We start from the raw sequence: 21,227 nt of genomic DNA on the forward strand, positions 1-21,227 counted from the left end.
CTGCGTCTTTGCTGTTTACCAAAATTTTCTATTGATGTGAGCGACTGTGTTATAAAAGTTTACAGTTCCGAGTCTGCGCATCAGCTTGTTTTTAATCATTTTTAGTTCCGTTGTTGATGCTTCGTTGAATACTTTCTCAAAGCCATCAACGTCCAATTCAACAACAGTTGCTTTCCAGAAGTTGCTTCGTTTGTACTTGTTTAGCTCTTTCAATTCTGCTTCAACTGCTGCTGCGTGATCTTCACGTTTTTTGAACCCTCGAAAATGACTTTCTTCTTGAACGTTACTCCAGCGGTCAACCCACACGATTCTAAAAAGGACGATTGTGTCGAAACCTAGCGCTTTTCGGATCGACACGATTGAATGAATGTCAATTGATTCTGTAATTTCGCTGTAGTCTATAATGTTTGTTTTTGTGTTTGCAGTTGTATTTTCCATTTGGAAAATCTCCCTTCTTGTTTCCGTTTTATTTGCGAACTTTCTTATTCACATATACCGCGCGTAGGAATCGAACCTGCCATTTTTTTTGACACCAGACCGCGGTTTTGGAGCTATTCTGTTGTCAAAGATCAAGCTGCCACAACTGCTACTATGAATTTGACTTCAAGTGACGAATCAGTGTGGTTCCGATCAAGTTTTCGTACCAATTTTGTGATTGCTCATGAATCTGTCGATGTCTTCTCTGTCATACATTGTTCTGCTGCTGTCATTGATCTGAATGACTTGCAGGCCTTTTTGTACGAACGAGTTAACTGTATGAGCTGAAACGTTTAGATACGCGCAAACTTCCTTTTGATTCATGTAACGTTGTTGTTGTGTTTGCACTTTGTTTTCATCATTTGTTTTTATACTTTCGTTTTGTATTAACTCGTCTTTCACTTTTTGAAAAACGATGTTTGCTAATCCGTTGATTGTTTGTTCATCCAATGTGATGTTCATCTTTATCGCCTCTTTCATTTATACGTATATTTCGCATATTCAATCGTAAAAAAATTTGATTTTTTCTGCATCTGTCATCTGTAAAAATTCAGCAATGGTTGCTTTTTCCTTCGTTGTGAATTTAACTTCATTGTTGATCTTTCGCGATACAACTGATTTTGATTTTTTTATCAGATTAGCTATATTTTGTTGAGATATACCAGCTTCACTCATCTTATTTAGTAAAAGCTGTTCTTTGTGTTGTGTTTTCATGTCGTCACCTCATTTGTTTTGTCGTAAACATCTTATCTACATTTATAGTATAGCATCTAGATGTATATTACGCAACTACAATAGAGTATATTTTGTATATTGATTTTATTTTACTTTTCATGATATACTAAAATTGCAAAAACGGCTGAAATATCATCTTAATTAACAGTGTCGCATTTATTAAGAAAAGTTTAAGGAAGGGTTTTGATGTCAAAATGGCAAAGTTAAGTAAAGAAGCAAAGACAAAATATCAGCAAGCACTTGGATACGTGCTGAAGGGTTATAGAGAGATGCGAAATATTACAATGAATGAATTAGCTGATAAAATAGGAAAAACGCAAGCAACTGTATCACGATATGAAACTGGAGAAATTGGTATCACAAAACCCACGTTATCAAGAATTGTCAACATCTTACAGATACCTGATTCTGATCTACCACAAATTTCAACATTTGAGGACTTTAAAGATGATGATGCAGGTATTGAAATGATGTTAGCGATGAATGACAAAAGTGTCGTTCAATTAGATCAAATAGAATCAGTCGTAATACCAAGGTCATTCACAGAGAAATATCAATCAACTATGCTGATGAAGATAGAAACAACAAATTTAGAACCACGGTTATTCCGCGATTCCATTGCTATTATTGATCTCGATGGTGCTGCGAAAAACAATACATTAGTATATTGTATTTATGATGATCAAGAAATGATTTGTAAATATGAAGTGACAGATCAATCTTTTCTTTTAACATCAGATATATCTCAAAATGGAAAGGACTATTTTGAAGCAACAGGTGATTCAAAAACATTTGTGATCAACAAACACGATCCGCGCGAACGCCGTAAACTGAACATTATTGGTGTAATTGTAGGCTATATGTCAGATATTAACAAGCTACCATAAATTTTTTTCTTCTATATATGAAAAAAAGGAGGCATCATGTAAATGATCAAATCATTTTCCAATCATCATCCTGAAGTCAGAGTCTAGCCCACGGCGGGCTGGCTCAAAACCGAAAGGGTGAGCAAAAACCATGGCATCGATTAAGAAACAAAAAAACGGAACGTATACTGTGCAAGTTTCCGCAGGTAAAAATCCAGTTACAGGTAAGTACGCAATAGCAAAACGTCGTAGCATAAAAACCAAAAAAGAAGCAACATTGATTGCTGCTGAGATTGAACGACAAGTAGCCGCTGGCGAATATTGGCAAAACTCAAAAAAAGAAAATTTAACGTACAAAGATGCGTACGAAATATGGATAGAAAAGTTTGAACAAACAAGAGAACCTGCGACGACTAAGAAAGTAAAAGGTATGTATAAGAACCATTTTCTCCCAAAATTTGGGCACATGAAATTAGATGAAATAACACCTTTCATGATCAACGACTACTCAGTAGAGCTGTCGCGACGATTTGTGTGCTGTGATCTGATGTTTCGCCGATTTGTTGAACCATTTTATCTAGCGCACAAATTGGAAATGATAACGAAGAATCCAGCGAAAAATGTTGATACACCAAGAAAAAAAGCAGGTTCAGAGCGTTCCAAAATTGATGATTTTTACGAAGAAGAAGAACTTGATTTGTTCTTAAAAATCTCTAAGCAGTTAGCAGAAAAGAACTACAAGCGAAACTATAAGCAGTATGCATTTCACGTTTTATTAGCACTCTCTGGCGCTCGTTCACAAGAAGTTCGTGCTCAAATGTGGAAAGATCTAAATTTCAAATCAGAAACAATGTACATTCACAGAGCTGTTACAACTAGCGAAAAAGGTGAGTATATTGCTGAACGCACGAAAAATAAATCATCAACGAGACACATTTCGATTGATGCGGAAACGCTTAATGTGATGGAAAAATGGCGCGAAATACAGCAATCAAGATATCCCAATTGGAATGAAAACTGGCTTATTTTCACAAATAATCGCGATACGGATGGTACTCGTTTTTTGAGTACGACTGGCATTCGCAAATGGCGCGTCAGAATTCAGGATTTGATGGACAAAGAAGCTGGTGAAAAGCTGAAAAGAATCGATGGTCACGGATTTCGTCACACTCACATCTCATTACTCGTACAAAATGGAGTCACGCTCAAAGCGGTCGCAGATCGCGTAGGACACGTCGATACATCTATGGTAGGTAAAATCTACGCACACACTACAAAACGCTCTGAGGATCAACTGAGAGGAGCATTAACAACACTGCTACCATCATTTCGCAGTAATGATAAAGACGACGAAAATTTATAAAAATAATTTGAATTTAGCCAAAATTTTAGCCACTAAAAAATTAATATCTCAAAAACGTTGCTATATCAGCATTTATACAAATTGTGCCAGGCTTATCGAGAGCCTGGCTTTTTTGTGTTTATGTTTGTAGTTTGTTGAAACGACAGCGATTCTACGCTGTTTCCAAAAATTCGAATATCAAAAGTTTGCACTGTTTTGCAGAGTATTGAAGGTAAAGTTAAGCCAAAGTTAAGCCACTTTTTTGATCAGCTCTAAATGAATAAATCATGGGCTTCACCCCTATCAATATGGTGATAAACCAAATTATAGGAGCGTGGTATAAATGGCTTTCAACTATGATCAACAACGTAAAATGTATTTGCACAACAAAATTTCCCATGAAGAATTCTATTTGGAATTAGCAGATGCAATTACTTTTGGTGACTTAGAAACGTTAGTCCCTGCTGATGCATGCAAATCTCGTGATCCATATATGAATGATATTCCTCTCAAACTTTGGGATTATAGATTTCCAGCAGTCCGTATACTTCTAAGTCGCGCCATTAATCAAGGACGAGTCATCAAGCGATCAAATGGTTTATCAGTAGCAGAATCTGTATGTATTTTAAAGGCGGTCGCTCGCGAATGCACCGCTTCACAATTGGTATAATTAAAAGATCACGGTATCAATCACCGTACGCATAAGAGGATGGCCATTTAGCTGTCCTCTCTTTTTACACGAGCAAAAAAACTCTACAGTTAATATCGACTCAATTTCTAAAGTCCAGCTTTTCTAATTAAAGGAATAATTATAAATCTAGATTCACCCACTGCTTTCATGATTTCTGCAATAATTATTGAATCAACACTAGAGCGTGAAGCATCTTTAGATGGTTTTTTCACCCTTTCTCATATTTTCCTACGCAATTTCTTCTGCCTTTTTTCATTCTAATATCTGATTAATTATTTTCAAATTGAACCTCTCCTAACATATTTTTCTTAACTTTAGAATATCAGCTTATCTGTTCAATATAACCTTTACTCCTGTTAAGAAAACCACCTTAACCAAACCATTCAGTTTGATTGGTGACAAATCCATAAAGTATTGGCAAAGTTATGTAATTTCACATATATGCGCTCTTCAATTACATTCTAAAACAACCCATTCTATACATTCTTGTACCTTACTTTTTTTCATTTGAAATTTTTTTGTTGATCATCACGATTGAATCCAAAGACTTGTAAGTAATCCACGTTCACTTCTGATTCCTTTAATTTTTCATAACTCAATAGCCAGAAACGTAGCTGCATTTCTTTTAGTAATTGTCCGTTTACCCTTATCGTTAGGTAGCGATTTTCTTGTGTCAAACAATGCTATTTCCTCCTTAAGCATAAAAATAACCCAATCATCGATTAACAAGATTGGGCATCAGGGTAATAATGTATTTATGAAATGAATTTCTTCATAGTTGTAAAAAATGGGAAGCCAGGATTTTATAATCGTCAATGCTCCCGCTGATAATGTATCAGTAATCATATGCTTAATTCCAAATAGAAGATAGCTCTTTTACATTTGATCAAAAATGCCTAAATTATAAAATAGGTCGAGTATGATCATGATGGCAATTACTAAAGCACCCAGCAAAAAAATTACTGAGTGCTTTTTACTATTCTAATATCAGGTTATTGCAAGATGGATACAACAAAATATTTTAGTTAATCACAAAATTCTTTATAACTTCCCAAATCAATCGTTCCTAAGAAATAATCCAATCTGAAAACTTTCCAAATACCATTCTCTTTTCTTAACTTCAACTCGTAACGAGCATCCGCGTAAACTTTCTCAGCATTTTCTTTTGTGATACTGATTGGATGATTACTTTGCTTATGACCTGCCATACGATGAAGCTTCACATACGCCATATCACCTTTAAGTTCAATAGAATCCAAAGTCACTGGATGATCCCAGTAACTATTCGCTTGGCGTTTGAATTTCAGCGTTTGCATAAACTCTCTTTTATCCATCGCACCCCATGGAGCCATATTTACTGTCAAATCATCTGAAAGAGTTTCGGTTAGAAGTGTGAAAGTAAGAGTATCAATGCCAAATGCATATTTTGAAAAGGCTTCAAGAACTTTTTCTTCCTCCACTTTCACATCATCATCTTCCTTAATTCTTTCCCATGGATTGTCAAGGTCTCCAGAAATGACAGGTAAATGAATGCCGAAATAGTACTTTAGATCTTGCTTTTCGAAATACCATTTTTCTACAAATTCTTTGTACTCTCCTTGACATTCGACAATATCTAATCGCATCTCAACAATTCGCCAACCAGTATCTGTCTTTTCCCATTTGTTTGTGACCAAGGCGCTAAAGTCTAATACACGGACGTCATCATATTCATAAACTCCGGCACGACAAACTAAAGTACTTGATTGCTGAGCTATTTTTCCTGATAATCTTGAAACATAGTTACATGGAATGATGTGGAAAAAATCTGGTTTTGGTGTCTCCTCCATAAAATCCTTCATACCTAAAACACCATGTTGACTTCCGCAAGGATATTTCTCAACAGTACTCAAGTAACAGGCCGCTTCAGAAACAAAAACCTCATCTAAAAGATCGCTGTTTTGATTTTTCCATGCTTGAGTAAATTTCTCAAAATTCTCTTTAATTTCTAAATAATCTTCTCTGCTCATAGTTTTTCTCCTATATATTCACTAAAATTCACTGATCAATATTTCATATTAACTCTTTTAAGTCTATTCAAATTTAACATTTAGCGGTTCTCCTGATACCAGATTTTTCACATCTGGTGTCGACACATGTTCTTCATTTAGATTAACGAAAACCACCGGAGAAACCATGGATGGGGCTTTAAACTGAACATCTTCAATATCAACGCGCATTAAAGGTTGGCCTGCTTCAACTACATCGCCTTCTTTAACAAATACAACAAATCCTTCTCCTTTGAGTTCCACCGTGTCTAATCCGATGTGAATTAAAATCTCTTTTCCTAAATCAGAAACGATGCCAATTGCATGTTTTGTTGGAAAGACACTTGAGATTCTTCCATTTACTGGTGAAACAACATTTCCATCAGATAACTTAATAGCAAATCCATCACCCATCATCTTCTTTGAGAATACCTCATCTGGTACATCACTCAGTTTTACTAATTCACCTGTCATAGGTGATACGATAATTTCATCACCTGTATACGCATTCTCAGATTTTTGATTATTCAATGTTTCAATACTGATTGCGTCATCCGCAATTAATTTTCCTTCCAAAATATCATTGATATTGTTAGCGATTTTTGCTGAAGCACTTCCAAATACAACTTGAACATTATTCGCACCAACCTTAATCGCTGCTGTCGCTCCCAATCCTTCAAACATATCCATTTCTACTAAGTTTATATCGTTAATATTTGCTCTCACACGGGTTACACAATTTGTTATTGTCCGAATATTTTCTTTCCCACCTAAATATTTTAAAACACTAACAGCTAATGAACCTTTATCTGAAGACTGCTCAGTAATTATATTGTCCTCCATGATCTTTCCTCTACCAGGAGTTAAGATATTGAATTTTCTAATTAAGAATCTAAATGTAAAGTAGAAGGCCACGGAGAACGCTAACCCGACTGGGATCAGCAAGTACCAATTAGTCGTATCCGGTATGACTCCATATAAGAAGAAATCTAAAATATTACCTGCTAATGACGTTCCTACACGAATATTTAGTAAATCCATAATCGCGTAACCTAAACCGACAAATACACTATATACTACCCAGAGCATTGGAGAAATAAAGAGGAACACAAATTCAATTGGTTCGCTGATACCTGTTAAAAATCCTGTTACTGCCGCTCCTAAAAGTAAGCCAATAATCTTCTTTCTATTCTCGAATTTTGCTTCCTTGTACATCGCATAAGCGATAGCTGGGGCACCGAACATCCCAGCGACGTAGGAGCCTGTCATAAACCCACCAGCAGTCATCGGTCGGAAACCTTCTGCCATCTGTGCAAAGAAGATTGGCAAATCTCCATGTAAAACTTGTCCAGCCGCGTCTGTAAACGAACCAACTTGGAAATAGAAAATTGGCCAAATTAAATGTTGCAATCCAAACGCTTGAACCAAACGCATCACTGATCCGTATAAGAATACCGCTAAAAAGCGTAAATTAGTTGTCGCTACCCAATTTGAGAAACCGTCCAAGACATTTTGAATTGGCGGCCAAACAACTAAAAGAACTAACCCAAGAATAATACCAGCTACTGCAGTGATGATGGGAATAAATTTCTCACCTTGGAAAAACTCAAGAAGTGTCGGGAACTCCACGTCCTTAAACTTTTTGTATAAGTTATAAGCAATAACACCAATAAGTACACCACTTAAAACTCCGGTATTTAATGTTGGAATACCTAATACCGTCCCAAAACGGTTTGATTGTTCAACAGTCATTTCCGTTGTGACGCCGCCAAAAGAACTAATTGTCAGGTTCATCGTTAAAAATCCGACTAAAGCAGATAAACCAGCTATCCCTTTGTTGCCACTTAATACGACCGCGGCACTAACAGCAAACAAAACAGATAGATTTCCAATAATCAAATTACCAAATGCAATCATAAATGCTGAAAGTCCAGTAAAAAATCCATTTGTTAGAAAAGGAAGTGCCTTAACAATTGCCTCTTGCGTCATTCCGGTTCCCAAACCAAGCATAATCCCAGCAATCGGTAGGATTGCAATAACAGGCATAATCGCTGGTCCGATCTTGTGAATACCGGAAGCAACAGTATCTTTTATTTTTTTTACATTCTCCATTTTCTTCCTCCCCCACTTAAACTTGGTTTAAGGTTTCTTGATAGATCGATGTCGCTTCTTCCTCTTTAATCAATCTTGTATTGATTTGACAACACTTTTCTTTTACAGCGTCCTTCACTAATAAAGGAATGTCTTTTTCTGAAATCCAATCCGATAATTTAGGAAAATCAATATCTTGTAATAATTTTCTCAAAGAGTTTACTGCCTCATCTGCTGCTTCTACATCGTTCAAATTGCTTATATCAACTCCCATTGCCTGAGCGATCTTAGCAAATCGATCTGGTGCTGCATACTTATTAAACTCCATCACTTCCGGCAGCATCATACCTACACACTCTCCATGAGGGATATGGAAATGGGCTCCTAGAGGTGTTCCTAACCCATGTGCCCCACCAGAACCAGCTGACAACACTAAGCCTGCCATTGTACTACCTAGCATTACATTTTTTCTCGCTTCATACAAATTACCAAGGCTGCATGCTTGACGCAAATTTTGAGAAATTAGCTTAATCGCTTCAAGTGCAATCGTATCAGAAATGATCGTCGATCCTTGCGCTGTAACGATTCGTTCAGAAGTATACATCTCAATCGCGTGAGCTAATGCGTCGATGCCTGTTGCCGCAGTCATTCTTTTCGGCAACCCCAATGTAAGTACCGGATCAATTAAAGCCACCTTAGAAACAAGGATATTTCCGCCGATTGTTCGTTTCTTATTTTGAGCTTTGTCTGTAATAACACTGTAAGGAGACACTTCACTTCCTGTCCCACTGGTTGTTGGGATTGAAATGACCGGTAGTCCCTCATTTATAAAAACTTTCCCGCCCTCAGGACTGTTATCATACTCTAATATACTGCCTTCATTAGTAACCATCATGGCAATGGCTTTTCCTGCATCCATGACACTGCCACCGCCTACAGAAATAATTGCATCACAGTGATTCTTTTTAGCAATCTCCGTTCCTTTTTCTACTAACTTGCTTGCAGGATCTGCTGTAATTTCATTAAAAACCGTATAGTCATAATTGCTGATAGATAATGTTTTTTTTACATTATCCAGCAACCCATTTTGCTCAATACCTTGATCAGTTACAATCAATGCATTCTTCTTCTTCAAAAGTGACAACTCATTTGCCACTTGATTTGAGGAATTTTTACCTATAGTAATTTTAACACTTCCGATAGTAATAGAATTTGTTTCCTTCAACATAGTTAAACGTCTCCTTCTCAATATAAAGCAACAAGCGTTTTCATTTTCTAATCAACGGCCATTGATTTAATCATATTATAATCATTGAACAATCGATTGTCAATCACCAATTGATCATAAAGGAGTGATTATACTAATTAGCATCTATTTATGATCAATATATCGACGATAGAAATCATTTTCCAATCATTTTAATCTAGATCAATTATTCACGTGTACACTCTTATTAAAAATCGTAAGTTATCTCTTAATTTATTTAGCAAGTTAAAAACCTGCACTCAATTAAGATAGAGTGCAGGTTTCCGTTGATTTGATTGGAAATATCTTTTAGTATCCTATTTAGAAAAGTACTCAACTAATGCAGAAAAAACACCATCTTCATGTACAGGGGCAGTCACATAATCCGCAATTCCTTTTATCTCATTCGAACTATTTCCCATAGCAATTCCTATATCAGCATATTTCAACATTTCATAATCATTATTTGAATCACCGAAAGCAATACAGAAATTGATCGACTTGTATTCCTTCATATAGTTCAACCCGCTATATTTGTTAATGCCTCTTAGCATCAGATCAGCAAAATACGACTCTCCATGAACTACGTTAATCTCGTCAACAGTATTAAATAAATCGAGTTCTTCCTTTTTGCCATATACCATCATGGCGGTTACCTCTGTTGGATCGATAATTGTGTGGCCTAGAACTTCTGGTATCTCGAGTCCAAAGTATTGGTGTGCTATTTTAACCAGATCATCGCATTCACGCGTGAGGTATCTTTTGATGCTTGTTTTGATTTCCATACATAAATCATTTTCATTTGCTATCTCCAATAATCTCGTATATATCGCTTCTGGATAGTTATGGGAAAAGAGCATGCTGCCGTCGCAATCGTAAACCATTTGTCCGTTATTACAAATGAATCCGTCCCACTTAATCGCTTGTTTTATCTCTTTCGGGATTGCTCGAAAGGTTCTCCCGGTATTGATAAAGAGACTGTATTCTTTCTGTTGCATGCATTTTAGCGTCTGAACCAATTTTTCAGACAATTTTGGGTCATTATTATTCCAAAGCGTTCCGTCTAAATCAAAAAACATTCCTTTTTCTGCCATACTATTTTTCACTTCCATTTGTTTCAATCACCTTCTTATACCAATAAAAGGATTTCTTGCGTAAACGATTTCCAGTACCTTTTAACTCATTATCGAAATCCACATAGATAAATCCATATCGTTTGGACATTTCACCTGTTGAGGCACTGATCAGATCAATACATCCCCATGCAGTATATCCCATTACATTTACGCCATCGCATAATGCCTCTTCAATGGCAAGAAGATGTTGTCTAATGTAGTCGATACGGTAGTCATCTTCGATCGAACCATCCTCTTTGATCTGATCAATCGCACCAAATCCATTCTCAACTACGAATAATGGCAGCTTGTATCTATCGTAAAGTTCATTCAGTGCGATCCTCAACCCCAGTGGATCGATTTCCCAACCCCATTCACTGCTTTTCAAAAAGGGGTTCCTTACTCCACCAAGAATATTCCCCGCTACAATCTCCAAACTAGAATCAACCACATTTTTTGTCGTGGACATATAGTAGCTAAAACCAATATAATCTATCGTGTTGTCCTTCAAAATTGCTAGTTCTTCAGAAGTGATATCCAACTTGGCTACATTTAGATCACAGTACATTCTTTTCGCATAATAAGGATATTCCCCGTTGACCTGAACATCAATGCAATATTGATTAAATTCTTGATTACTTTTAAGTCTCTCCCATTGGTTCTCTGGGTGTGAGTCATATGCGTAGGTCGTCGCATAAAGAGCCATACAGCCAATCATCAATCCTTTATCTAGCTCATGTCCTTTTTTTACAGCATAAGCTCCAGCAACAAACTGATTGTGAAAGGCTTGCATCACGTCTGTCATATTTTCTGCTCCATCACCATATGACATCCCTTGACTAAGCAACGGAAAATGGTATGCACTATTGATCTCATTAAAGGTCATCCAGTATTTCACCTTATCTGCAAAACATTCTAGAACCGTTTCTGCATATCTTTTATAAAAACCGATCAATTTCTTATTTTTCCATCCACCATAATCCTTTGCAAGGACGAGCGGCATCTCATAGTGTGAAATCGTAACTACCGGTTCAATGTCATACTTTAAACATTCATCAAATACTTGATGATAAAAATTAAGCCCCGCTTTGTTTGGAACTTCTTCATCTCCTCTTGGGAAAATTCTTGACCAGGCGATGGATAATCGATAACACTTAAATCCCATCTCTGCAAAAAGGGCAATATCTTCTTTGAAACGTTCATAATGATTAATTGCCTTGTGATTGGGATAGCCAAACTTATGCTTGGAAATGTTCCAATCGAAATCCTCACTACCCATGATTTTAAATCTCTTCTTTCCGCCTGGCATCGCGTCCGCGATCGAAGGTAATTTACCATCACTTAGATAGGCACCCTCAATTTGATTCGCAGCCGTTGCTCCACCCCATAGAAAATCTTCTGGAAATCCTTGGTTCTGCATTATTTCACCCCTATGAATAATTCTCGTTGTATACATCCAGAAAAACTTGTCTTACATCCTCGACCGTCATCTTTCTAGGATTATTTTTTAGCATGCTGTTGTTCGCAGCTGTTTCGATAAAATCCTCTATTTCTGCCGGATCATCCATAAAGTCTTGCAGCTTTGCAAAGTTTAAGTCAGACAGCAGTTCTCTAACTACAGCGACTCCCGCTCTTGCTGCCTGCATATCTGTCATACTTTTTGTATCAACACCCAATGCTTCTGAAACCTTTCTAAAGCGATCAGGGCAGCTCACCATATTGAATTCCATAACAGTCGGCAACATCATTCCTACCGACTGTCCATGTGTCATGTCGGAATATTTCGTCTGTAAAAATCCAGATAGCCCATGCACAGCTGCTGCATCAAGATCTAAGACAAAGCCTGCTAACATAGCCGCCCACTGCATATTTTCTCTTGCAGTCAGATCTACATCGCCGGAATAAAATGCACGTCTCAAATTTTCATTGACTAGTTTGATTGCCTCAAGACCGATCGCGTCGTGTAAAGGGGAGGATAGATACGTCATTTTTTTGTTGGTAAAAGCCTCCACGGCATGAGTTAATGCGTCCACACCGGTATCAGCAGTGATATTTTCTGGTAAGCTCATTAATACAGAAGAATCCATCACTACATAATCAGGATAAAATATCTTTTCTTGAATATCTGATTTCTTACGGAGCTTCGTATTGGTAATGACTGCATGGGGACTTATCTCACTGCCCGTTCCTGATGTCGTTGGGATTAATGCCAATCGTACTCGTCCATTTACAAAAGCCTTTTTATTTGGATTACTACGGCCATAATCCATGATGAAGCCATCATTTAAAACGATCCCGCTAATAGCTTTTGCAGCATCCATTACACTACCACCGCCAATTCCAATAATCGCGTCACATTCTTCAGCTTTAAAAGCACTCGAGCCATCCATGATCTCAGAGTCTTTAGGATTGGGGGTGATTCCAGAAAATACCGTATACTGAATATGATACTCCTCGAGCTGATCAATCATTTTCCGAAAGATACTTAGTTCTTTGATTTTTTCATCTGTTACGACCATCACTTTATTCACTCTGTATTCCGAAGTAAAGTCAGTAATTTTTTCAATTGTTCCTAGTCCAGTGACAAAAGTAGTACTCGCAATATGAAACGTTAATTGCTCACTCACAACAAATCATCTCCTATCATTCAATAATCACATTCTACTATTTTTCAATCAAAATATCAATATATATAATCATTTATCGATCAAAAAGATGCTTTTTTAAAAAATGTGAGCTTTTATTGCTCGTTGGAAACTGCGATTGACTTTTAAAAAAAGAAGAATGATCAGATTTGATCACTCTTCTTCGATCTCAATTACTTTTGTCTTTCTTTTGATTTCTTCTGGCGCTTTATCAGTAATGATTTTTGCTTGCTCAAGCGTCGAGAATGTGTAAAACGCATTTACTCCAAATTTTGTACTGTCTGCCAGAATGAAGGTTTCTTTTGAGTTAGCAATCAATTTCTTCTTCATTTCTCCTTCGACTGTTCCATAAGTTGTAAAGCCGCTCTCAGAATCAATCCCATATGCACCTAAGAAGCACTTAGAAAAATTAAGTGTATCAATTTTTTCGATCGTGTCCTCAGCTACGATTGAGCCAGACTCTTCATCGATATATCCATTGAGAACATATGTCTCAATTCCCAAACGCCAAAGTTTTTCCACCAATAAGACCGCATTTGTTACGATAACAACATTTTTTGCGGTAATATATTCAGGAATAAAATAGGTCGTAGATGATGTATCAATGTACACATACTCATTATCCTGAATGGTCTCAGCAGCGATTCGAGATATTTTCCGCTTACTCGATTTCTTCTCTTCTAATCGTTTATCTAAGTCTAATGCTTTTTTTAAGCCTTTGTTATCAGATACAGCTTTTGCACCTCCACGAAATCTTTCAATTTCACCGTGAGTTTCCATATAAGTTAAATCTCTTCGAATGGTTGCAGGAGAAGCATCCAGCCTTTCACATAGTTCATCTACTGACAAATAATCGTTATCTTGAACTAATGTCTTAAGTTTTCTTCTTCTATCAAGTGTTTTCACATAAGCACCCTCTTTCGATCATTATTATATCAAATAATGATCATTTGGTAAAAAACAAATCAGATCGTTGTCAATTTACAGACTGTTGGCCAATTTTGCTGCTTCATAAATTGAGTATTTTGCATCTCTAGCTTTTAAAGCATCGCCAATTGTGTAAATCTTTGCACCGGGTTTTTTAATATTTCCAAAAGGATTATAGTTTATTGATCCCAAAGCAATCACCACTTCATCATAACCATCCAATTCGATCAGTTTTCCATTTACCTCGCCAATAATTCCATTATTTAAAATTTCCATCACTTTTGTATTCGCATATAACTGTGTTCCAGCTTTTTTTAAACGGTCTATCAATACTATTCTGACTCTTGTTGTTGCTTCCTTAGCAAATGTCGGTGCCATTTCAACTATGCTGACATCATTCTTATAAAAATTTAGTAATTCTCCAACTTCACACCCTACCAATCCGCCACCGATGATCAAAACTTTTTTATTTGCAATGACCTTCTTACCTGATAGAATTTCATTTGCTTTCGTACAATTCATCGGATCTAACCCTTTAATCGGAGGCAATAGTGGTTGACTACCCGTTGCTATCAGAATTACATCGCTATTCAATGCTAATAGCATTTCCTCTGTAACTTCTGTATTGTAAACAAGCTTTGCTCCATATTTTTCACACAATACTGTGTACGTATGTATCGTTTTAGCCAAATCCTGTTTCTTTGGTGGCACTGCCGCTAATTTATACATTCCTCCTGGAGTTGACTGTTTTTCATAAACTGTCACATCGTGGTTTCTTTTGGCTAATATCCACGCTGCCTCTAATCCACCAGGACCCGCTCCAATAATAGTGATTTTTTTAGGTTTTTCTGTCTCCTTAATTTCCCATAAGTATTCTTTTCCAGATAATGGATTAATTAAACAGGAGATCCCTTTATCATCTTCATCACATCCTGGCGAGTAGTAACAGCGTTGCATACAGCCTGTACACACAAAGATTTCCGAAATCCGTCCTTCTTTAATTTTATTAGGAAATTCTGGATCAGCAATCGACTGTCTACCTAACGACACCAAATCTGATTGATTACTGCTAACGATTTGGTTAGCCAAATACGGATCATTGATTCTGCCAACTGAGATAACAGGAATTTGTACCGCTTTTTTTACCTCTTTTGCGCTCTTAACATTAAAACCTGGATCGAAGTATAATGGAGTAACGATATTTCCACCCATTCCTGTACCTGTTGAAACATGGATTGCGTCTGCTCCGACATCCTCCGCCATCGTGGAATAGATAACACATTCCTCTATGGAATTTCCACCATCAAGGAATTCCTCTGCGGATATTCTAAAGATAATTGGATAAGTATTACCGCATTTTTCTTTGATTTGTTTGATTATCTGTCCTGCGAACCTAAAGCGATTTTCGAACGAACCACCAAACTCATCTACCCGCTTATTTGTCGCTTTCGATAAAAACTGAGCAACTAGATAACCATGAGCGGCATGGACTTCAACGGCATCGAACCCCGCTTTTTGTGCTCTTACTGCTGCATCAGAATAAGCTTCAATCAGTTCATGGACTTCTTGATTGTCATATTCCCTGACTAATTCAAGATTATTGTTCGCTGCCACGGCACTCGGACCTGCAGGTTGCACTCCTGTATCTTTTTGTTTACACATTAACCCAGAATGGTGCAATTGCGCAGCCACTTTACCATTATACTCATGAATTCTATCTGTTAGTTCTTTCAGATTTGTAATAAATCGATCGTCCCATATTCCGACTTCTTTCGGATTTCCAATTCCTTCTGGTGTCACAGCCATGTATTCGGGAATGATCAATCCAAATCCACCTTTAGCCTTAGCTGCAAAATATTCGATTGATTGTTTTGAAAAAGTATGTTCTACGGTAGTAGTCCCACTATCCATAGCAGGTACAACAAATCTATTTTCAACTCTCATCGTTCCAATCTCAATTGGTTCAAACAATTTTCCAAAGTCCATTCCAATCATCTCCTGATCTATTTTTGATTATTATATCACCTATATAATCATTTATCAATCATTATGTTGATCGGTATTTTTATTTTTTGATTGTTACAAAAAAAGCAGACAGCAACACTGTCTACTTTCTTATTCAAGCTATTGTTTTTTAATAAATCGTAGTTCCATATTGTTCTTGCTTTTCTTTAAACTTCTTTTATCCCACTCTGCTTTAAACCCTAAACGATTCGGAAAGACAATTGGTGAAGTTGTATCCATTCCTTTTTGATTTAAGTATTCTAAATCAACAGTCATAAGAAGTTGACCAGAAGCGATCCTATCACCTTGTGAAACGAAAACGTCAAACCCCTTTCCAGCAAGATTAACTGTATCAATACCGATATGGATAAGTATTTCCTCACCATTTTCAGATACGATTCCTATCGCGTGCTTTGTGCCAAATACAAGATTGACTGTTCCATTTACTGGTGATCTAACTTCACTTTGAGAAGGTACTATAGCAAAACCTGGTCCAACCAACTCTCTTGAAAAGACCTTGTCATTCACCTCTTCAATTCTAATGATTTCCCCTTCAAGTGGTAAGGAAAATGCTTCTTGAAATTCAGATTCGACTTGAACTTTTTCAGACTTCTCTATCGTCTCTAATACCTCGCCTCGTAAGACAGCTTTTATGTTATCCGATAATATTTGCGCTTGAGTACCGTATACAATTTGAAGATTATTTCCCATATCCATTACTCCAGCAGCGCCTAATTGTTTCGTAAATAATTCTTTTTTTACAAGTGAAGGATCTTTTACAGTAATTCTCAATCTAGTTAAGCAGGCACCAATTTTTTCAATATTACCATGTTTACCAAGAGCGCTAATTATTTTTTTCTCAAGTGAGTCCTCGGCAGAAAAACTACTAAATCCTTCGTATTTCTCGATCTCTTCCGTGTTTTCTCTACCAGGAGTTTTAAAATTAAATTTTAATATCATCCATTTGAACGAGAAATAGTACAAAGCAAAGAAACACATTCCTAATGGGATCATTAGATACCAGTTATTGGCATTTTGAAGTATTCCAAGCAAAGAAAAATCAATAAGCCCACCAGCAAAGGTTAAAGCAATGTGAATATTGAATATATAGCAGACTATATAGGCTAAACCTGCTGTAACAACATAAAAACCATACAGCGGTAAGCCGGCAAATAAGATCATAAATTCTATTGGTTCGGTAATTCCCGTTGCAAAAGCTGTAAATGCCACGGAGAGCAACAGCCCGCCTGCTTTTTTCCTGTTTTCTGGCTTTGCACATCGGTACATTGCGAAAGCTGCTCCAGGTAACGCGAACATCTTTAGAAGGTAACTACCTGACATAAACAATCCTGCGGTTATTGGAACTCCATCTGTTAATTGAGCAAAGTAGATATTATAATCACCATTAATTACCTCCCCAGCTTTATTAACATACTCTCCAAACATATACCAAAAAGGAACATTCTCCACATGATGCAGACCTACAGGTATTAGAGCCTTATTTGCAAATCCGTAAACATACATGGATAAGAATTTATTGGACTCTATCGCATTGGAAGACACCCAATTTATCCCATTCTGAATATACGGCCAAATAAATAAGGAAGCGATTCCTAAACCAATTGATGAAACAGCCGTGACAATGATAACTAATCGTTTGCCTTGGAAAAACTCTAAAACAGAAGGAAGCTTCTGTTGGTGAAACTTTTTGAAAAGATATGCCGTCATGAGTCCCACTAGAATTCCAGCAAACACACCCATTTGAAGTGTCGGGATTCCTAAAACAGTTGTGTATTTCCCGCGATTTTCTTCGAGCATAATCATTTCAGGTGTAATATTTCCAACAACACTAATCATTTTGTTCATAATCAGATATCCAATGGCAGCAGCCATTCCTGCAACACCATCATTTTCAGACATCCCCATCGCTACTCCGATAGCGAAGATCAACCCTAAATTACTAAAAACAATATTTCCTGACTCTCTCAAAACAGAAGAAACCATCGGCCATATCCCAGAATCCAGCCACGGAAGCTGTTCAATCAACAAACCTGTCTGTAGTGCCGCACCAACACCTAGTAGAAGCCCAGCCAAAGGCAAGATCGCCACTGGTGTCATAAATGATTGACTTAGCGATTGCAAAAAACCAAAGCTTTTACTTCCTTTTTTTCCCTTCTTTTCCATTAAATATCCCTCCATTAAATTGGTTAAAGTGACAATGACATCTTAGAGGCTTCATAAATAGCATACTTTGCATCTCGTGCTTTTTTAGCATCTCCAATTGTTATCCAATTTTCGGCCTTCGATTCAAACTCGAATGTCTTGCTGCTTTTTGTTCCAACGGCATAAACAATCACGTCAAATTTCATTTTATATTCTTGCTCCGAAGAACTGAAAGTTACCAATCCATCACTGATTTCTGTAACAGAAGTGTTAGTGATAAACTCTGTACCAGCCTTTTTCAAGCGTTCGATCAAGACATTTCGTGAACGTGGAACCGATTCCTCCGCTAAATTCCCCTTCATTTCAACGATTGATACATTATTACTGTATAGATTCAAGTATTCGGAGACTTCACAGCCAATTAATCCTCCGCCGATGACTAACACCTTTTTGCCAGAAATAATTTCTTTTCCATTTAATACCGTATTTGCTTGATAGACATTTTGTTCATGAATTCCCTTTATATTTGGAATGATTGGTTCTGATCCAGCAGCACATATAATGACGTCTACCTTCATTTTACTTAGAAGATCATTATTCACTTTAGTATTAAGAATGACGTCTACGCCATTCTTCTTGCACAAAGTCATTTGTGTATGAATGAGCTTGGATAGATCTTGTTTGTGTGGAGGAACAGCCGCGATTTTGTATGCACCCCCTGGAAATTCTTCCTTTTCAAAAACTGTTACTTCATGACCTCTCTTCGCCAGAATCCATGCTGCTTGTAGACCTGCTGGTCCTGCCCCAATAATTGCGATCACTTTCTTTTGATCCGTTTGCTCAATTCTCCAGATCCCTTCTTTTCCACTGAAAGGATTCATCATACATGATACGCCAACGTCAGATTCGTCACAGCCACCAGAATACCAGCATCTTTGTAAACAGCCTGTACACTGAAAAATCTCTTCATTTCTACCTTCTAGCACCTTTTTCGGAAACTCTGAATCGGCAATAGATTGCCTGCCCAACGCAACAAAATCTGCGCTCTCACTCTTTATAGCAAAATTCGCGACAGCTTCTTCATTTATTCTACCAACAGTGATCACCGGTATATCAACGATTTCTTTGATGGCTTTCGCATTTTCTATGTTAAATCCAGCTGAAAAGTAGTGAGGGGTTACATGGACCCCCCCTTGACCAGTTCCAGTTGAAACATGTAATGCATCAACTCCAGCTTCTTCAGCAAGCAAAGAATAGATCTTGGCGTCATTGATTGTATTTCCTTGTTCAAGAAATTCATGAGCACTTAAACGAAAAATGATCGGAAATGTGTTTCCACATTTCTCCTTAATTCCAGAAATGATCAGCTTAGCAAATCTAAATCTATTTTCATAATTCCCACCAAACTCATCGACTCGCTTATTATGGGCTTTGGATAAGAACTGTGCTACCAGATACCCATGACAGCCATGAATTTCAACGCCATCAAAGCCAGCTTTTTTTGCCCGTTCCGCTGCCTTTATAAAAGAGTCAACGATCGAATAAACTTCCTGGTTTGAATACTCTCTAATTTCTTCTAAATAATTGATCGCTGGGATTGCAGATGGACCAGCAGACTGTTGTCCAATATTTTTTTTAATACACATTAGCCCGGAGTGGTGTAATTGTGCAAATATTTTGGTCGGATATTTGTGTACTTTATCGGTTAAAAACCTCAGATTCTCAATAAATCGATCATCCCAAATACCGACCTCACATGGGTTGCCGATCCCTTCTGCCATCACTGAAAGATATTCTGTAATGATAAGACCAAATCCACCCTTTGCTCGTGCTTCATAATAAGCGATAGATCTATCCGAAAAGGTATGGTCAGGAAGCGTCGTATTACTATCCATTGCAGGCATTACAAAGCGATTTTCAATTATTACCTCTCCTATTTTATGCGGAGTAAACAGAATTGTTTTTTTCACAGAGATTTCTCCTTGCCATAAGGATCCATAGAGTTGAAAAGTCATTTGAACTCTTCAACCCTAATAGTCCTTATTTCGTATCGTATTTTCCCTAACTTATCTTTGTTTGGAAATAGTCTTATCTAGCCATTAATCCGCCATCAACCATGATATTTTCTCCAACGACAAATGAGGAGTCATCGCTTGCAAGGAAAACAGCTACTTTCGCACACTCTTCGGGTTCTCCTACTCGTCCTACAAGCTGGCCTTTTAGAACTTGTTTATCAAATTCACTAAACCCATCATATAAAGCGCTACCATCCTCTCTTAAAATCTGAGAACCAGCAGATTTCCCTACATTTCCTGTCATCATTTTCGTACGTACTTTTCCTGGAGATAAACAATTGGTACGAATACCAAATTTTGCATATGCTTCTGCTAAACTTCGAGTAAATTGCATGATCCCTGCCTTACTAGCACTGTATGCAGCATTCGCTGCACCACCTCTAAGACCATTGTAAGAACCAGTTGTGATAATGCTGGCCTTTTCAATTTTATTCTTTATCATTCTATCTACCGCATGCTTACATGTTAAAAATGTTCCAGTTAGATCAATGTTAATGACTTTATTCCAATCTTCTAGAGGCATTGTATGAATTTCCTGAATGTCTAAGATCCCTGCATTCGCATATACAATATCAGCAACTCCAAAAATTCTTTCAGTCTCGTCAAACAAATGAATAACCTCTTCCTCACTGGATACATCACATTTGATATAAATTGCGTTATCATTGTTGAGTTTTTCCAGAGCTTTTTGACCTTTTTCTTCATTTGAAGAGGAAAGGACTACTCTGGCTCCTTCTTTCAAAAATTCTACCGCAGCCGCATAGCCGATCCCTTCACTAGCTCCAGTAATTACTGCGATACGATCTTTTAATTTCATATTTTT

18 protein-coding genes are annotated in these 21,227 nt (G+C 37.1%); 3 read left to right on the forward strand and 15 right to left on the reverse strand.

From position 1 onward, the window contains the following. Positions 1–15 precede the first annotated feature (15 nt). The 3 genes from IGI52_RS12425 to IGI52_RS12435 all read right to left on the reverse strand — a co-directional run bounded on the left by IGI52_RS12425 (position 16) and on the right by IGI52_RS12435 (position 1,191). The gene (locus IGI52_RS12425) at positions 16–438 is read right to left on the reverse strand and encodes a hypothetical protein (RefSeq protein ID WP_438781483.1); all 423 of its coding nucleotides are present in this window, start codon (positions 436–438) and stop codon (positions 16–18) included. Between the two features lie 192 nt (positions 439–630). Then, on the reverse strand, positions 631–939 hold the full coding sequence (locus IGI52_RS12430) for a helix-turn-helix domain-containing protein (protein WP_438781484.1): 309 nt from the start codon (positions 937–939) through the stop codon (positions 631–633). Positions 940–978: 39 nt separating this feature from the next. Beyond that, positions 979–1,191 carry a hypothetical protein gene (locus IGI52_RS12435; protein ID WP_438781485.1) on the reverse strand — a complete coding sequence of 71 codons (213 nt, stop codon included), beginning with the start codon at positions 1,189–1,191 and terminating at the stop codon, positions 979–981. Between the two features lie 215 nt (positions 1,192–1,406). Between IGI52_RS12435 and IGI52_RS12440 the strand changes: the two genes are divergently transcribed. The 3 genes from IGI52_RS12440 (at position 1,407) to IGI52_RS12450 (ending at position 4,090) form a co-directional block, all read left to right on the forward strand. Continuing rightward, the gene (locus IGI52_RS12440) at positions 1,407–2,099 is read left to right on the forward strand and encodes a helix-turn-helix domain-containing protein (protein WP_438781486.1); all 693 of its coding nucleotides are present in this window, start codon (positions 1,407–1,409) and stop codon (positions 2,097–2,099) included. 130 nt (positions 2,100–2,229) lie between these two features. Next, a complete protein-coding gene (locus IGI52_RS12445) occupies positions 2,230–3,441 on the forward strand; it encodes a tyrosine-type recombinase/integrase (RefSeq protein WP_438781487.1) in 1,212 nt (403 codons plus the stop codon). A 322-nt stretch (positions 3,442–3,763) separates the two neighbouring features. Beyond that, the gene (locus tag IGI52_RS12450) at positions 3,764–4,090 is read left to right on the forward strand and encodes a hypothetical protein (RefSeq protein ID WP_438781488.1); all 327 of its coding nucleotides are present in this window, start codon (positions 3,764–3,766) and stop codon (positions 4,088–4,090) included. A 524-nt stretch (positions 4,091–4,614) separates the two neighbouring features. On the opposite strand, the gene IGI52_RS12455 is transcribed toward IGI52_RS12450, so the two are convergent. From IGI52_RS12455 to IGI52_RS12510, 12 genes are all read right to left on the reverse strand, one after another. After that, positions 4,615–4,788 (reverse strand): DUF960 family protein, encoded by a 174-nt coding sequence (locus IGI52_RS12455; RefSeq protein ID WP_438781489.1) that lies wholly within the window; start codon positions 4,786–4,788, stop codon positions 4,615–4,617. 348 nt (positions 4,789–5,136) lie between these two features. Continuing rightward, a complete protein-coding gene (locus IGI52_RS12460) occupies positions 5,137–6,120 on the reverse strand; it encodes a nuclear transport factor 2 family protein (protein ID WP_438781490.1) in 984 nt (327 codons plus the stop codon). Between the two features lie 63 nt (positions 6,121–6,183). Further along, positions 6,184–8,250, reverse strand: a complete 2,067-nt coding sequence (locus IGI52_RS12465; protein ID WP_438781491.1) for a glucose PTS transporter subunit IIA — start codon at positions 8,248–8,250, stop codon at positions 6,184–6,186. A 16-nt stretch (positions 8,251–8,266) separates the two neighbouring features. After that, the gene (locus tag IGI52_RS12470; RefSeq protein WP_438781492.1) at positions 8,267–9,457 is read right to left on the reverse strand and encodes an iron-containing alcohol dehydrogenase; all 1,191 of its coding nucleotides are present in this window, start codon (positions 9,455–9,457) and stop codon (positions 8,267–8,269) included. A 335-nt stretch (positions 9,458–9,792) separates the two neighbouring features. After that, positions 9,793–10,587: an HAD family hydrolase gene (locus IGI52_RS12475; RefSeq protein WP_438781493.1), complete on the reverse strand. Its 795-nt coding sequence runs from the start codon at positions 10,585–10,587 to the stop codon at positions 9,793–9,795. After that, on the reverse strand, positions 10,571–12,010 hold the full coding sequence (locus IGI52_RS12480; protein ID WP_438781494.1) for a glycoside hydrolase family 1 protein: 1,440 nt from the start codon (positions 12,008–12,010) through the stop codon (positions 10,571–10,573). The genes IGI52_RS12475 and IGI52_RS12480 overlap by 17 nt, the downstream gene beginning before the upstream one ends. A 10-nt stretch (positions 12,011–12,020) precedes the next feature. After that, positions 12,021–13,217 carry an iron-containing alcohol dehydrogenase gene (locus IGI52_RS12485; RefSeq protein WP_438781496.1) on the reverse strand — a complete coding sequence of 399 codons (1,197 nt, stop codon included), beginning with the start codon at positions 13,215–13,217 and terminating at the stop codon, positions 12,021–12,023. A gap of 171 nt (positions 13,218–13,388) precedes the next feature. After that, entirely contained in the window at positions 13,389–14,141 is a 753-nt protein-coding gene (locus IGI52_RS12490) for a DeoR/GlpR family DNA-binding transcription regulator (RefSeq protein WP_438781497.1), read from the reverse strand. Positions 14,142–14,216: 75 nt separating this feature from the next. Further along, on the reverse strand, positions 14,217–16,148 hold the full coding sequence (locus IGI52_RS12495) for an NAD(P)/FAD-dependent oxidoreductase (protein WP_438781498.1): 1,932 nt from the start codon (positions 16,146–16,148) through the stop codon (positions 14,217–14,219). Between the two features lie 138 nt (positions 16,149–16,286). Then, positions 16,287–18,350, reverse strand: coding sequence for a glucose PTS transporter subunit IIA (locus tag IGI52_RS12500; protein ID WP_438781500.1), 2,064 nt, complete (start codon positions 18,348–18,350; stop codon positions 16,287–16,289). A gap of 23 nt (positions 18,351–18,373) precedes the next feature. After that, the gene (locus IGI52_RS12505) at positions 18,374–20,299 is read right to left on the reverse strand and encodes an NAD(P)/FAD-dependent oxidoreductase (RefSeq protein WP_438781501.1); all 1,926 of its coding nucleotides are present in this window, start codon (positions 20,297–20,299) and stop codon (positions 18,374–18,376) included. Between the two features lie 118 nt (positions 20,300–20,417). Next, a complete protein-coding gene (locus tag IGI52_RS12510) occupies positions 20,418–21,221 on the reverse strand; it encodes an SDR family NAD(P)-dependent oxidoreductase (protein WP_438781502.1) in 804 nt (267 codons plus the stop codon). Between the last annotated feature and the right edge of the window lie 6 nt (positions 21,222–21,227).

This window comes from Enterococcus sp. DIV0187, assembly GCF_051713785.1.
Taxonomy (GTDB): Bacteria; Bacillota; Bacilli; order Lactobacillales; family Enterococcaceae; genus Enterococcus_A; species Enterococcus_A avium.

What these genes read in the sequence shown, in the direction of transcription:
- IGI52_RS12425 (WP_438781483.1), bottom strand. Translation starts at nt 438, where the DNA reads ATGGAAAATACAACTGCAAACACAAAAACAAACATTATAGACTACAGC.
- IGI52_RS12430 (WP_438781484.1), bottom strand. Translation starts at nt 939, where the DNA reads ATGAACATCACATTGGATGAACAAACAATCAACGGATTAGCAAACATC.
- IGI52_RS12435 (WP_438781485.1), bottom strand. Translation starts at nt 1,191, where the DNA reads ATGAAAACACAACACAAAGAACAGCTTTTACTAAATAAGATGAGTGAA.
- IGI52_RS12440 (WP_438781486.1), top strand. Translation starts at nt 1,407, where the DNA reads ATGGCAAAGTTAAGTAAAGAAGCAAAGACAAAATATCAGCAAGCACTT.
- IGI52_RS12445 (WP_438781487.1), top strand. Translation starts at nt 2,230, where the DNA reads ATGGCATCGATTAAGAAACAAAAAAACGGAACGTATACTGTGCAAGTT.
- IGI52_RS12450 (WP_438781488.1), top strand. Translation starts at nt 3,764, where the DNA reads ATGGCTTTCAACTATGATCAACAACGTAAAATGTATTTGCACAACAAA.
- IGI52_RS12460 (WP_438781490.1), bottom strand. Translation starts at nt 6,120, where the DNA reads ATGAGCAGAGAAGATTATTTAGAAATTAAAGAGAATTTTGAGAAATTT.
- IGI52_RS12465 (WP_438781491.1), bottom strand. Translation starts at nt 8,250, where the DNA reads ATGGAGAATGTAAAAAAAATAAAAGATACTGTTGCTTCCGGTATTCAC.
- IGI52_RS12470 (WP_438781492.1), bottom strand. Translation starts at nt 9,457, where the DNA reads ATGTTGAAGGAAACAAATTCTATTACTATCGGAAGTGTTAAAATTACT.
- IGI52_RS12475 (WP_438781493.1), bottom strand. Translation starts at nt 10,587, where the DNA reads ATGGAAGTGAAAAATAGTATGGCAGAAAAAGGAATGTTTTTTGATTTA.
- IGI52_RS12480 (WP_438781494.1), bottom strand. Translation starts at nt 12,010, where the DNA reads ATGCAGAACCAAGGATTTCCAGAAGATTTTCTATGGGGTGGAGCAACG.
- IGI52_RS12495 (WP_438781498.1), bottom strand. Translation starts at nt 16,148, where the DNA reads ATGGACTTTGGAAAATTGTTTGAACCAATTGAGATTGGAACGATGAGA.
- IGI52_RS12500 (WP_438781500.1), bottom strand. Translation starts at nt 18,350, where the DNA reads ATGGAAAAGAAGGGAAAAAAAGGAAGTAAAAGCTTTGGTTTTTTGCAA.
- IGI52_RS12510 (WP_438781502.1), bottom strand. Translation starts at nt 21,221, where the DNA reads ATGAAATTAAAAGATCGTATCGCAGTAATTACTGGAGCTAGTGAAGGG.